13 protein-coding genes are annotated in these 12,592 nt (G+C 65.8%); 9 read left to right on the top strand and 4 right to left on the bottom strand.

All coding sequences use genetic code 11. The features are described from left to right. The first annotated feature begins 3 nt into the window (after window positions 1-3). The 6 genes from gspH to gspN are packed head-to-tail and all read left to right on the top strand — an operon-like array spanning window position 4 to window position 3,517. Window positions 4-441, top strand: a complete 438-nt coding sequence (gene gspH / locus OSW16_RS21600; protein WP_267818382.1) for a type II secretion system minor pseudopilin GspH — start codon at window positions 4-6, stop codon at window positions 439-441. Then, window positions 438-806 (top strand): type II secretion system protein GspI, encoded by a 369-nt coding sequence (locus OSW16_RS21595; protein ID WP_267818380.1) that lies wholly within the window; start codon window positions 438-440, stop codon window positions 804-806. The genes gspH and OSW16_RS21595 overlap by 4 nt, the downstream gene beginning before the upstream one ends. Next, window positions 803-1,393 (top strand): PulJ/GspJ family protein, encoded by a 591-nt coding sequence (locus tag OSW16_RS21590; protein ID WP_267818378.1) that lies wholly within the window; start codon window positions 803-805, stop codon window positions 1,391-1,393. Before OSW16_RS21595 ends, OSW16_RS21590 begins: the two co-directional genes overlap by 4 nt. Continuing rightward, window positions 1,390-2,478 (top strand): GspL/Epsl periplasmic domain-containing protein, encoded by a 1,089-nt coding sequence (locus OSW16_RS21585; protein ID WP_267818376.1) that lies wholly within the window; start codon window positions 1,390-1,392, stop codon window positions 2,476-2,478. Before OSW16_RS21590 ends, OSW16_RS21585 begins: the two co-directional genes overlap by 4 nt. Then, entirely contained in the window at window positions 2,475-2,861 is a 387-nt protein-coding gene (gene gspM / locus OSW16_RS21580) for a type II secretion system protein GspM (protein WP_267818374.1), read from the top strand. The genes OSW16_RS21585 and gspM overlap by 4 nt, the downstream gene beginning before the upstream one ends. Then, a complete protein-coding gene (gspN, locus tag OSW16_RS21575) occupies window positions 2,858-3,517 on the top strand; it encodes a type II secretion system protein N (RefSeq protein WP_267818372.1) in 660 nt (219 codons plus the stop codon). The genes gspM and gspN overlap by 4 nt, the downstream gene beginning before the upstream one ends. Window positions 3,518-3,578: 61 nt before the next feature. Here the strand turns inward: gspN and OSW16_RS21570 are convergent, their stop codons facing one another. The 4 genes from OSW16_RS21570 to OSW16_RS21555 all read right to left on the bottom strand — a co-directional run bounded on the left by OSW16_RS21570 (window position 3,579) and on the right by OSW16_RS21555 (window position 11,097). Continuing rightward, window positions 3,579-8,105, bottom strand: a complete 4,527-nt coding sequence (locus OSW16_RS21570; RefSeq protein WP_267818370.1) for a hemagglutinin repeat-containing protein — start codon at window positions 8,103-8,105, stop codon at window positions 3,579-3,581. A 27-nt stretch (window positions 8,106-8,132) separates the two neighbouring features. Beyond that, window positions 8,133-9,812 carry a ShlB/FhaC/HecB family hemolysin secretion/activation protein gene (locus OSW16_RS21565; protein ID WP_267818368.1) on the bottom strand — a complete coding sequence of 560 codons (1,680 nt, stop codon included), beginning with the start codon at window positions 9,810-9,812 and terminating at the stop codon, window positions 8,133-8,135. 160 nt (window positions 9,813-9,972) lie between these two features. Beyond that, window positions 9,973-10,527, bottom strand: coding sequence for a L,D-transpeptidase family protein (locus OSW16_RS21560; RefSeq protein ID WP_241804326.1), 555 nt, complete (start codon window positions 10,525-10,527; stop codon window positions 9,973-9,975). Between the two features lie 18 nt (window positions 10,528-10,545). Beyond that, window positions 10,546-11,097 carry an NUDIX hydrolase gene (locus OSW16_RS21555; protein WP_267818364.1) on the bottom strand — a complete coding sequence of 184 codons (552 nt, stop codon included), beginning with the start codon at window positions 11,095-11,097 and terminating at the stop codon, window positions 10,546-10,548. Between the two features lie 126 nt (window positions 11,098-11,223). Between OSW16_RS21555 and OSW16_RS21550 the strand changes: the two genes are divergently transcribed. The 3 genes from OSW16_RS21550 to OSW16_RS21540 are packed head-to-tail and all read left to right on the top strand — an operon-like array spanning window position 11,224 to window position 12,581. Continuing rightward, the gene (locus OSW16_RS21550) at window positions 11,224-11,823 is read left to right on the top strand and encodes a CoA pyrophosphatase (RefSeq protein WP_241804328.1); all 600 of its coding nucleotides are present in this window, start codon (window positions 11,224-11,226) and stop codon (window positions 11,821-11,823) included. A gap of 40 nt (window positions 11,824-11,863) precedes the next feature. Beyond that, window positions 11,864-12,388 (top strand): gamma carbonic anhydrase family protein, encoded by a 525-nt coding sequence (locus OSW16_RS21545; protein ID WP_267818361.1) that lies wholly within the window; start codon window positions 11,864-11,866, stop codon window positions 12,386-12,388. Next, the gene (locus tag OSW16_RS21540) at window positions 12,381-12,581 is read left to right on the top strand and encodes a DUF1289 domain-containing protein (protein WP_267818359.1); all 201 of its coding nucleotides are present in this window, start codon (window positions 12,381-12,383) and stop codon (window positions 12,579-12,581) included. The genes OSW16_RS21545 and OSW16_RS21540 overlap by 8 nt, the downstream gene beginning before the upstream one ends. The last annotated feature ends 11 nt before the right edge of the window (window positions 12,582-12,592 follow it).

Raw genomic sequence — 12,592 nt, 5'->3', positions numbered from 1 at the left:
GCGATGCGCCTGCAGCGCGGTTTCAGCCTGCTCGAATTGCTCGTGGTGCTGGCCATTGCCGGCCTCATGACCGGGCTTGCCGTGGCCTGGCTGGACAGCGGCAAGGCCAGCGTCGATCAGGCGTTGCAGCGGCTGGCTGCGCAGGTCCGCTCCCAGGCTGCACTGGCCCGGCATGCCGGGCAACTGCGCGGGTTGCGCTGGACCGGCCAGCGCCCAGAGTTCGTGCGGCGTGAGCGCGAGGGCTGGGTGGCCGAACCCGCGAGCGTTGGGGACTGGCCCAAAGGGCTGCGCCCCGACTGGCCGGCCAGCCTGCAGCCGCCTCTGCAGTTCACGCCGCAAGGGTGGGCTCAACCGGGTTCGGTGCGCTGGCACTGGGCCGGTGGCAGCCAGCGCTGGGCGTGGGGGCGTAACGGCCAGTTGCGTGTGGGGGTGGAACCATGAAGCGCAGGCAACAGGGCTTCACCCTGCTGGAGGTGACCGTGGCCCTGGCGATTGCCGCCGTGCTGGCGGTGATCACCAGCCAGGTTCTGCGTCAGCGCCTGGCCGTTCAGGACAGTGTGCAATGGCATCGCCTTGGCGTGCTGTGCGCTCGCGAGCTGCAGGCACGCTTTGCCGTGGAGCAGTACTGGCCGGCCAGCAACCAGCCCAGTGGTGTGTTGAGCCAGGGCGGGCAGGCGTGCCACTGGCAGCTGCAGCTGCGCCGTACCGGTGTGCGCGACCTGCGCCGCGGCGAGATGCAACTGTATGCCGACCGCGATCAACGCCTGCCGCTGGGCCAGTACACGGTTTTTCTGGAGCGTCCATGAAGCGGCGGCAGGCAGGCTTGACCCTGATCGAACTGATGGTGGCCATGGCCTTGACCGCGCTGCTTGGGGTCATGCTCGCGGCGCTGGTCAATGGCTGGCTCAAGGTTCGCGAGCGGCTGCAGGTGACGGGCCAGGAGTACAGTGTGCTGGAGTTCTGCCTGGCCCTGGAGCGGCGCTTCGACAGCCCGGTATTACGCCGGGTGTATGAGCAACGCCTGCCACTGGCCAGCCGCTGGCTCGACTGGCAGCCCGACCGCCAGCAGTTGCTCTGGGTGGCAGCCACGGCTGTGCCTGAGGCCGAAGGTGGCTCGCGCCTGCAGCGCCAACGCCTGCGCTTCGACGCCCGTGAGCAGCGCCTGATACTGGAAACCTCGGCAGACTTGTACGCGGCCAGCGAACCCCGTTGGATCATGCGTGAGCAACTGCAGCAGGTCAGTGCGCTGAATGTGCTTTATCACCAGGGAGGCCGCTGGCTGCCCTGGCCTTCTGATCAACCCGTGCACCCCGGCCGGGGTGTGCGCGTGCAATTGCAGCGCGACGGAGCCCCCTATGTCTGCACCTTCACGCTCCCTTGGGGGCGTTCATGAAGCTTGAATGGCGTCGACGTGTGCCTGCGCGGCCATGGTTGCTGCTGCGCCCGGGCGTGGTCTGGGACTGGCTGTTGGTCGAAAACGGTGTGGCCCAACGGCAAGGGCAGGGCGAACCCCCGGCGAACCTGGGTGCACGGGTAGCGCTGATCATCCCGGGCGAGCGGTGCAGCCAGTTTCAGCTGGCCGCGCCGCCAGGCCTCAAACGTGACGAGTGGCCCATGCTGCTGGAAGACCACTTGCTGGAGAACGCCGAACAGGTGCAGTGCGCTTGCCTCGCTCGCCAGGCAGGGCAGTTGCGCCTGTTGGCGGTAGCGCGGGCGGCGCTCGAGGAATGGCGTGGGCAGTGCAGCCAATGGGGGCTTGAGATCGAGCGCTGTTGGGCCGAGTTCCAGCTGTTGCCCACGCCTGAGCCCGGGACGGGCTGGCAGTGGCAGCGCGCACCTGGCTTGTGCCTGTACCTGGGGCACAGCGAAGAGGGGCAGGCCCATTGGCTGGCCTGGCCTGACGCGCTGGGAGAGGTGCCGCAGCAGCCCTGGGGTAGCCTGCGTAATGCCAGCCAGGTCGGGCGCTGGCCAGGTACCCTGGCGCCGCTCGACACCCTCCCAAGCCTGTTCCAGCGCATCCGTCAGGCACGCTCCGCGCCCCGAATGCCTGTTCTGCCGCGTGGGCTTGTTGTCGCCTGCCTGATGCTGGCCGTGGTGTGGTGCGGGCTATGGGCGGGCCAGCAATGGCGGCAGGTGCACACCTGGCGCGCGCAGGTGCTGGCCGTCACCGGCGCCCAGGCCAGCCCTGGGCAAGCGGCGCAGGCCCTCAAGCGCCTGCGCGAAAGCGAGCTGCAACAGCACCTGCGCGAGCGCCAGCTTCAAGACCTGCAGGCACGTCTGCAGGCCTGGCTGCATGAGCACCCAGGCTGGCGCTTGCAAGCGGTGCGCTTTGACGGCCAGCGCTGGCACCTGCGCCTGCAGGGCGAGGGGGGCGAGCCGCCCTGGCACGAAATGGCCAGCGCCGCCGCTGCGGCGGTGCAGGTATTGAGCGCTGCACCCTCGGCACACGTGGTTTTCGATCTGGGAGCGCCAACATGACCCGCGAGTGGTTTGAGCGTCATCGAATGTTGCTTGCCGGGTGCCTGATCGGCGTTCTGCTGGCGTTGCTGGCCCTGCGTCAGGGTGTGTCGCAATGGCGCGAGCTCAGCCAGTGGCATGGGCTGGCTGTGCAGGCCGCCGCCTTCCACAGCGGCCCAGCCGTGAGCCTGGAGCGGCTGCGCCAGTCTGCCCAGGCCCGGCGCATCGACGTGGCCGAGGTCGAGGTGCAAGGCAAGGTGTGGCAGTTGCGCGGCCTGGTGGCCGATGAGCAGGTGTTGCAGCGCTGGCTGCAGGCGTTGCGTGCAGAGGGGGCTCAGCCGCTGCAGTGGGGCTTGGAGCAGGATGCCGAAGGCCTGCGTTTCGACGTGGTGGTGCAGCCATGAGCAGCCGTGGTCTGCTGTGGGCCGGGCTGGTGTTCAGCCTGACGTTGCTGGTGCATTTGCCGGCATCCTGGGTTGCACTGGGCTTTGGCCTGCCGATGCAGGGCGTCAGCGGCAGCCTGTGGCAGGGCCAGGCGCAGCAAGTCGGGCCTGTCGGGCCGGTGCGCTGGGCGTTGCAGCCGTGGCGCTTGCAGGCCAACGCACAGCTGGGCTTTCAGGGCCAGGGCTGGCAGTTGCAGGCCGAAGGCTGGCCATGGCGCTGGCGGATGCACGTTACCGCAGAGGCTCCCCAGGCGAGTGTGCAGACCGCCTACCGCCTGGCCGGGCAGTGGCAGGGCACGCTGCGCCTGCAAGGCGCGGGGCGGCAGTGCCGTACCAGCGAAGGCCGCATCGCGGTCACTGACCTGGCTTTGAGCGAACCTTGGTCGCTGGGGTTGGGGCAGGGCTGGGTAGAAATGGATTGCCGCACAGGCTGGCGCCTGCATGGGCAGCTGATACAACAGCGTGAGCATCGGTTGGCGCTGGATGCAGACCTTCTGGGGCGCCAGGCAGTGATAGCGGCCGAACTGCAGCCGGACGCCGCACTTACACCGCTGCTGCGTGCTGCTCGGCTGCTGGGGCCACAGGCACTGACGGGGCAACAGACGTGGCGTTGGTAAGCAGCGGTTGCCGGGCAGCTCATGGCCCTGTCGCCGGTTTGCCGGCGACAGGGGCTCTGGGTCAGTTGGCTTTGCCTTCAACCCCTGCAGCCCACTGCTCACTGCGGCTATGCCCACTGGTGCGTAGCAGGCCTAAGTCCAGTGCATTTTCGCCGTCTGCGGCGCCTTTGCCTTTGCTGATCTGGGCAATGGCGGTACTCAGGTCTACCGGCGAATTCGACGCATCGATCGATACATCGCGGCGGTAATCATTGCCGCTCAGCGTTTGCTTGGTCACCGCGCTGGCGGTTAGTGTGACGTCAGCCATGGCCGATTGCACGCGTGCGCCCGTCAGGTGAGCGTCACCACCCACCGCAAGGTCTACCCCCTCGCTGCCCTTGAGCGTCGTCTGCTGGGCAACGCCATCACGCTGAACATGCGACACATCGAGACTGAAGGTTGGCGAAACGCCCGGGTCGACCTTGGCCAGGGCAGAACCTGCTTTTTCCCTGACCTTGCCTCCCAGCGGCCCCGCGACGGCCGTGGCAGCGTTCACATAGCCCTGCGGGTTTTGCTCTTTGCTCAGCCGTGCATCGCCGTTTACGGTCAGGGTATCGACGCTGTCCTTGCGGCTGGCGATGCGCAGGTTGCCATCAATTGCGCCGCTGATGCGCCCGGCCTCCAGGCTCACGCCTTCGATGCGGGTGTCGCCGCGGCTGTGCAGGCCGATACGCTCGGCGCGCAGGTTGCCGGCGTTCCAGATCAGGTTGTCGCGTTTGTCCAGGTCGACTCGGGCACGCCCATGCAGCCCAAGGGTGTCGGTGTCGCCCTTGGACGTGTTGAAACCGGCGCCAGCGGTGATGTCCAGGTTGTCGCGGCGCTCGACAGTGGATGACGCTTCGACCAGCACACCGCCCTTGGCGGCGTCGATGTCGATGTACTCGGCCGATGCCTGGAGGCCCGCCAGGTGCACAGCGATGTCCTCGCGAGCGCGGCTGCCGAGGGTCAGTTTGCCCGCGCTTTGCAACTGCGCATCGATTGCCTGGCGAGCATCCTCGTTCTTCTTGCCGTGGTTGAAGTGGCCCCCGATGGCGCCACCTTGGGTGGTGCCGGTCTTCACGGCCAGCTCCAGACCGCCGCCCAGGCCCCCGCCGGTGGCCTGCCGGGTATTGCTCGCAGCCTCGATTTGCAAGCGGCCAGCGCTTTGCAGGAGGGTGTCACCGACCTTGGCCTCGCGGCTGCCGATACGCGTGCCTTCGAGCAGCATGTCGCCCCCGCTGGTCAGGCGCACTTGGCCTTTGCCGTCGATCTGCGCCACCTGGGCATTGGTTTGGGTTGCCTGCTCCCAGGCATGGTTGAGATAGCCTCGGCCGTCGACGCCAGTGCTGCCTGGGCGATTGCCGACCTTGGCCCAGGCGTTGCCATCGAGCTGGCGTGAGCGCTGCTGGGTGTGGTCGGTGGCTTGGGGCAGTGACAGGGTACCGGCACTCTGGATCAGCACATCACCTTCACCGCCCTCGATGCGTGTGCCTTCGTAGCGGCCATCGCTGCCCAGCTGAACCTGAATGCCCTGTTGCCCATACAGGCTGCCCGGCACTGCAGTGCGGACGACCGCCTGTTTGTCCTGCGAGCCGCCCTTGCCGGAAACGCGTACGTTCAGGTCACTCCCCGAACTGGTATCCACGCGCAGGTCGCCACCGTAGGACAGGCGCTGGAGGCTATCCTCCCGGGTGTTTTCGGCGGCGCGCAGTTGGTGGTGCTGCGCGTCGACCTGCAGGGCGCCGGCGTTGGCGCGCCAGGCGGTGCCCTGGTCATCGAGGGTATCGGCCTTGACCTTCACGCTTGCCCCTGCCAGTTCGCTCACCTGGGCAAAGCCACGGCGCTGGTTTTCCAAGCGCTTGAGGTGGTCGAGGGTCATGTCGCCGCCACCGCTCGGTGCCACCATTGCGTCTTCGGGCGAGGCCTGCTGGAAGCGCGCTGCTTCTTCACCCTGGACCAAGCGTTCGATCGGCCGGGTCACGTCACGGTACTCCAGGCTGGCGCCGAGGCTGCCTGACCCGTCATTGCGTTGCACTTCACGGTCATGGGTGTCCTGCACGGCACGGTTGTCGATGCGTTTGGCAGTGATCTCGAGGGTGTTGCCTGCGTTGGCGCTTGCCGCTTCGGTGATCAATTCGTCGGCGCTGAGCTTCAGGTCGCCGCTGGCCTGCAAACGGGTGCGTTGCGTCTTGCTGTCGCGCTCGGTGACGCCTTCGTTGTTGCGATGGCCTTCGAACAGGCTGCCCAGCCGGTCGATACCGCCAGTCACCTTCAGGCCGCCGCCGCTGTGGGTAGAGCCGCTGGACGACTCGCGCTCGTTGCGTGTGGCGCCAAGGGTCAGCTGTTTGGCCTGCACGTCCAGGTCGCCGGCTTTGGCCTGTACGTTGGAGCCGTTGACCTGCAGGTGCGCGCCGCTGTTCAGGCCAACCGTAGCGCCCGTCAATTCGCTGGCCACCTGCGATGTTTCACGCTGTTGGCCTGTGGTGGTGACCACTTCGTAAGCAACGCCTGCGGCGTACTGGCGCGACTCGGGCTTGCCGTCTTCGGCCGTTTCGGTCTGTTTGGCGCTGGCCGTGAAACCGCGTCGCTGGCTGCTTGTTTGGCTTTCATCGCGTGACTGCGTGCTGCCAATCGACAGGTCGCCCTTGGCCTCGACCTGCAGATGCCCGGCGGCCGTCACTTTCGAACCCTGGATACGCAAGTCTTCGGCACTGGCCAGCCGCAGGTTGCTGGCAGAGCTGACGTCACTGCTCAACACCTGCTGCTTGTGTTGCGTGCGCTCGCGATCGTTGCCAATCAGGCCGAACAGCTTGCTGCTGCTGTCGCGCTCGGTGGCAACGGTGCTGGCGTGGTCGGCCTCGATCGCCAAGGCGCCTTTGTCGCTGTGCAGCACCGCGTCCTGGGCGCCGTGGACGTTGCTGCCCTTGATGCTCACCTGTTCGGCCGCAACCTTCAGCTTGGCATCGGCCGTGACCGCGCTGCCGGCCAGGCGCTGCCCCTGGGTATCGTTGCCCTTGCGGCCACCAAAGAAAGTGCCCGATACCAGGTCGCCTCTGTAGTTGCGGTCTGTACCCTGCTCCTGCAGCGCCGTAGTGCCGATGTCGACGTTCCTGGCAGTGATGTCCAGGTCGGCACGGCTGTGCAGTTTGCTACCTTGCACGGTGAGGGTGTCATCGGCCTTGACCGTCATGCGCGCGGCATTGAGCGTGCTGCCTTGTGCCGACTCCTGGTACTGGCTGGTATCACTGTCGCCGCGCCACAGGTCTTTGCGGTGGCGTACCTGCTCCTCGATACGTTGGCTGGTGGTGCCGGCGGCAATGCCCAGGTCGGCAGCGCTGTCGAGCGTCAGGTCGCCCCCTGCAGCCACGTCGGCTGCCACCAGGCGCATGTCGGCGCCGGACTTCAACAGCACGCTGTCACTGGCTTGCAGCTGTGTGCCGCGCACGTGCTGGTCGGTGGTGGTTCGTTCGCGTTGGTAGGTCTCGCGGGTGATGAACAAAAACTTCTTGTTCCAGCTTTCCTGCTCGCGGGCGATGCTCTGGCGGCTTTCGGCGTCCAGGGTGAGCTTCTTGCCTGCCTTTATCTCGATGCGCTCGGCCTTGCCGTCGACGGCGCCAAGGCGCAGGTCATCGGCGGCGGTGAGTTGCAAGGCGCCGTGGTCGGTGCTCAGTTCCCCTGACTGGTCTGCATGGCCACTGACCTGCAGCGCGCCGGCAGACTGCAGGGTGATGCCCTGGTCGGCCTTGAGCTGCACCGGCCCCACCCGCACCCCCGCGCCCTCGGCAGTGCTGACGACACGAATGCGCCCAGCGCGCATGGCGCCGAACAGGTTGGCGTCGATGCTCGACGGCGTACCCGGCAGATGCTCGATGACCTGCCCGTCGTCGTGGCGCAGGCGGTTACGACCAACGGTGACGTTGAGGTCGCCCTGGGCCAGGAGTACGCCTTTGCTGTCGAGCTGTGGCGCGATCAGGTCAAGCGCACCTTCGGCATTGCGCTGCCCGCCTGCGAGCACTTGCAGAGTGCCGCTGGCATTGAGGGTGTTGAGGTGTTTGAGCTGTTCGTCCTGCAACTCCGGCGTACCGACCAGGAACCCGGCCCGGGTGGTGTTGATGAAGCTCCCGCCGTTGAGGGTGATGCCGTTCGGGTTGGCCAGGATGTAATCGGCCGGGCGGCCGAAGATCTCCTGTGGGCCCTCGATCAGCGAGGCGTTGCGGCTGATCACCTCGTTGAGGATGGTCGAGGCTGCGTGGCCCTGGAACTGGGGGTTGGCCGCCAGCGCGCCGGCCAGTTGCGACTGCCCGGCCTGGAGCGCGTTGTTCAATACCACGCCGGGGCGGGCGACGTTGTAATCGAGGAACTGGTTGTGCGACAGGCCGTTGGCATTGGGCGCGACGATGTCGATAACCGGTACGCCATGGTTGTTGTTGATGAGCGGTGTACCCCCAGGGCCGGTGGCCGCCTCCAGGCCGTTCTGGGCCAGCGCACTGGTGGAGGCGAGCAGGGCGAGAAAAATGGCCCAGCGCAAGGTATCGGGACGGATAGCGGGTATCTGCGAGAGTGTAAGCATGTTCTCGTTCTCTTTGTTGTGGGTCAGTCAGATGTTCAGGGCCCACTCAAGCACCCAGAATCCGGGTTCGAGCATCGGGCGGTGCAGGTCGCTGGCATAGAGGGCACGCTGATAGTCCAGGCGCAGCCGGCTGTGCGGCAGGGTCACTTCGATACCCGCCGTGGCACCTGCCAGCCGGCGCGGCGAAGCGCCTTGCGCCAGCCGTTCCCAGCCCAGGTCCAGGCCCAGGTAGGGGCGCACCGTAGCCGGTGTGGCCCAGGGCAGTGGCAGCGGTTGGCTGAAGGTATTGCGCCAGGCGGCGGCGCTGGCGCCACTGTAGGTACGCAGGCGAAAGCCACGCACGGCCGAATCGTCGCTCAACAACATCTGCTCGACGGCCGGCAAGGCATCGGTGCTGTACTGCAGGCCAAGCTCGCTTTGCCAGCGCCACGGCCAGTTCGCAGGCCCCTGGCGCAGGTGCAGCAGGCTGGCGCGGTATTTTCGATAGTCGGGCTTTGGCGCTGTCGCGTGCCTGGCGGGTTGCTCGGCACCCAGCCAGTGGGTGCCTTGGGCGACGCCGATGTAGGCGTGCCACAGGCCGTGGTCCAGCCAGAGCAGGTTGAGCCCGGCCTCCACGCTGGTCAGGGTGGGGCTCTGCAGGCCGATGACGGCAGAGCCGGCGCGGTTGATCAGGCGTTTGCGGTCCAGCCGGGCGCTGGCGCTGAGCATGCCGTACTGGTTGCGCCAGAGCATGCGCTCGGCGCTGACGCTCTGGTAGCTGCTGCTGCCGTTGCTGTCGTACCGCCCCTGCGGAATCGGCGCGTTGTAGCGCAGCTGGCCGACATTCAGCGTGAAGGTCCATGGGCCGTAGGGCAGGCTGTAGTAGAGGGCGACGCCCTGGCTGCGCCCCGGCGCATCGATGACCGTGGTGGACAGCGACAGGCGCAGGTCGTCGTTCAGGCCCAAGGGGCTGTCCACGCCAAGGCCGAGGTTCAGGCGGTGACGCCCGGTCAACGGGCTGCCCCGGTTATCGAAGCGGCTGTCCAGGTGCCAGCGTGAAGCCACGTGGCGAGGCTGCAGCAGCACCCGCGTGCCGCCCTGCAGTTCGCCTGGCAACAGGTCGACACTGAGCTCGTAGGCGCGCAGGCGGTTGAGCTGGTCCAGCCCCTGCTCTAGGTCTGGCAGGTACAGGGGGTTGCCCAGCAGATCGGGGAATGCGTTGTGCAGGGAAAGCGGCAGCTCGGCATCCAGCTCGATCGATTCGACGAAGCCTTCGATGATGACGATGTCCAGCGGTGCGTCATGCGCTGGTGCTTGCCGCAAGTAGGGGCGGCTGGCCGGGTAACCGGCGAGCACGTAGCGCTGGGTGATGGCCTTGAGCACGCGATTGATGTCGGCGATGCCCAGGCAGGGTTTTGTCAGTGCCTGGATGGCCGGCTCAAGGGCCTGTGCCGAAAGCTGGCGGTTGCCGGCCAGACGAACGCCGGTGATCGCCCAGCAGTGGCTGTCGCGGGGTGGGTTCGGCGAGAGGGGGGCATCGGGTTGCGCGGCTGGAGGGCGTTGCCAGCGCTGCAGCCGTTGCTGCTGCTCGAACTGGCGCAGTGTGCGCTGTTGATCCCGCAGTTGCAGGCTGGCAGGGTCGTCCGCCAATGCCTGTGGCAGGGCCAGCAAGCTGGTCATGCAGCAGGCAAGCAGCCTGCTGGCGATGTGGCGGTATCGGGATGGCATTGGGGATCCCCGCAAATGGCGTACGGCCTGCGTACTCGTTTGCGTGGATGCTAAAAATTTTGCCAGTCGATTGGATGCAGTCTGCTACCTACACTGCGGTAGGGCAGATGCTTGATTGAAGTGGGAAGGTTCCTACAGCATCAACCGGAATGCCGGACTATCAGGGCCGAATCTCGATCAATGTGCCGTCTGGTACCAGGTCCCAGACCTCGCGCATGTCCGAGTTGCGCATGGCGATACAGCCATCGGTCCAGTCAAGCGTATGGAAATACCATTCGGGATACTCGTCGTTGATCGGGGTGCCGTGGATCATGATCATGCTGCCGGCACTCCAGCCTTCGCGTGTGGCACGGGCGGCGTCGCTGATGTTCGGGTAGGTGATGTGCATGGACAGGTTGAAACGGTCGCTTTGCTTGCGCCAGTCCAGCCAGTACAGGCCCTCGGGGGTTTTCTTGTCGCCTTCGCGCTGCTTGGCGCCCTTGGGCTGCTTGCCCAGCGAAATACGGTAGGTTTTCAGCGGTTCGCCACGGCTGATCAGTTGCAGGCGGCGCTCGGACTTGATCACCAGCACCTTGTCGATCAGCGGCTGCATGGCTGCCTGCGATTGCGATGTTGCCGGCAAAGGCGGCTGCGGCTTGCGAATGATGGTTTCGGTGAAGGCCGCCTGGGACACCGAGGTAACGCAAAGGCAGAAAAGGGCAAACAACCAGCGCATGAAGCGGTACCTGCAAGCTTAAGTGGTGGGCGAAACGTTCATCGGTGGCAGGTACTCATGGCCTATGGGGTAATGCTGCCCGATGCGGTCGCGATAATAGCATTCTAGTGTGCGTGTGACGGTCCGGAAAGCCAGCTCGCCCCACGGTATTTCGTGTTCGTCGAACAACCGCACCTCCAGGCTTTCGGTGCCGATGTCGAAGTCCAGGTCGGCCAGCTCGGCGCGGAAGAACACATGCACCTGATTGATGTGCGGCAGGTCGAACAACTGGTACAGGGCCATCGCGCCGACCCGGGCGCAGGCTTCTTCGACAGTTTCACGGCGGGCGGCCTGGTCCAGTGTTTCGCCGTTCTCCATGAAGCCGGCGGGCAAGGTCCAGAAGCCGCGGCGGGGCTCGATGGCTCGCCGGCACAGCAGCACCTGGCTGCCCCACACCGGCAACACCCCGGCGACGATGTTCGGGTTCTGGTAGTGAATGGTCTGGCAATGATCGCAGACATACCGCAGGCGGCTGTCGCCTTCGGGTATCCGCTGAATGACCGGCTGGCCGCACGCGCTGCAGAATTTCATGCTGTTCTTCCCTTGAGCCCAGGCTATCTTGGCGCGCCAGGCATGCCTGCCGCAAGCGTACAGGGCTTGGGTGCTTCGCGGCTTTGGTGCATCATGCAGGGCAGGCCTTGGAAACGAGAGTGCGCAATGCTGGACGAGCTACTTCGCCGAATGAGCAACCACCAACCAGCTTCACTGGAAACCGACCGACGGTTCCCCGAGGCTGCGGTACTTCTGCCCATTACCCGCAGCGAAGCGCCCGAGCTGGTCTTGACCCTGCGTGCCAAGGGCCTTTCCACCCATGGCGGCGAAGTCGCCTTCCCCGGTGGCCGGCGCGACCCGGAAGACCCCGACCTGGTGTTCACCGCGCTGCGCGAGGCCGAAGAAGAGATCGGCCTGCCGCCAGGCCTGGTGGAAGTACTGGGCCCCCTGAGCCCGCTGATTTCCCTGCATGGGCTGAAAGTGACGCCATTCGTCGGGGTTATCCCCGATTTCGTCGAATACCGCGCCAATGATGCAGAGATCGCGGCAGTATTCAGCGTGCCGCTCGAATTCTTCCGCCAGGACCCGCGTGACCACACCCACCGTATCGATTACCAGGGCCGCAGTTGGTATGTGCCCAGCTATCGATATGGCGAATACAAGATCTGGGGGCTGTCGGCGATCATGATCGTCGAACTGGTCAACTTGCTGTATGACGCAGGCATCAGCCTGCATCAGCCACCCGAGCGTTATGTAGAGATCTGAACGGCGCCCCCCTTCGCCGCTGATACCCTGAGGAGCGAGAATGAAATACCGCCTGGGCGACCTGCGGGTCGAGAGCCATGCCACCAGTTGGGCCGCCCCCAATGCCATGCTGATTGGCAAGGTGCGCCTGCAGGCGCGCGCCAGTGTGTGGTTCGGCGCGGTGCTGCGCGGTGACAACGAGTTGATCGATATCGGCGAGGACAGCAACGTCCAGGACGGTACCGTGATGCATACCGACATGGGTTCGCCGCTGACCTTGGGCAAGGGCGTGACCATCGGCCACAACGCCATGCTGCATGGCTGCACGGTTGGCGATTACAGCCTGGTCGGCATCAATGCGGTGATCCTCAACGGTGCGCGCATCGGCAAGCACTGCATCATCGGCGCCAATGCGCTGATCCCCGAGGGCAAGGAAATCCCCGATGGTTCGCTGGTGATGGGTTCGCCTGGCAAGGTCGTGCGCGAACTCACCGAGCAGCAAAAACGCATGCTCGAGGCCAGCGCCGCGCACTATGTGCACAACGCCCAGCGCTATGCGCGGGACCTGGAGATGGACGATGAGTGAGGTGATCGCCACTGAGCGCCCGGTCGCTTCGCCCTGCGTGAGCATCTGCGCGCTGGACGAGCAGGATGTGTGCACCGGGTGCCAGCGTACCGTGGCAGAGATTGGCCGTTGGGGGCGGATGGACAATACCGAACGCCGGGCCGTGCTCAAGCGTTGCCATGAGCGGGCGGTGGCTGCCGGATTGATCATGTAAGCGCTGCGGTT

Source organism: Pseudomonas putida (genome assembly GCF_026625125.1).
Lineage (GTDB): Bacteria > Pseudomonadota > Gammaproteobacteria > Pseudomonadales > Pseudomonadaceae > Aquipseudomonas > Aquipseudomonas putida_X.
This window is presented reverse-complemented; position numbering and strand designations above follow the sequence as displayed.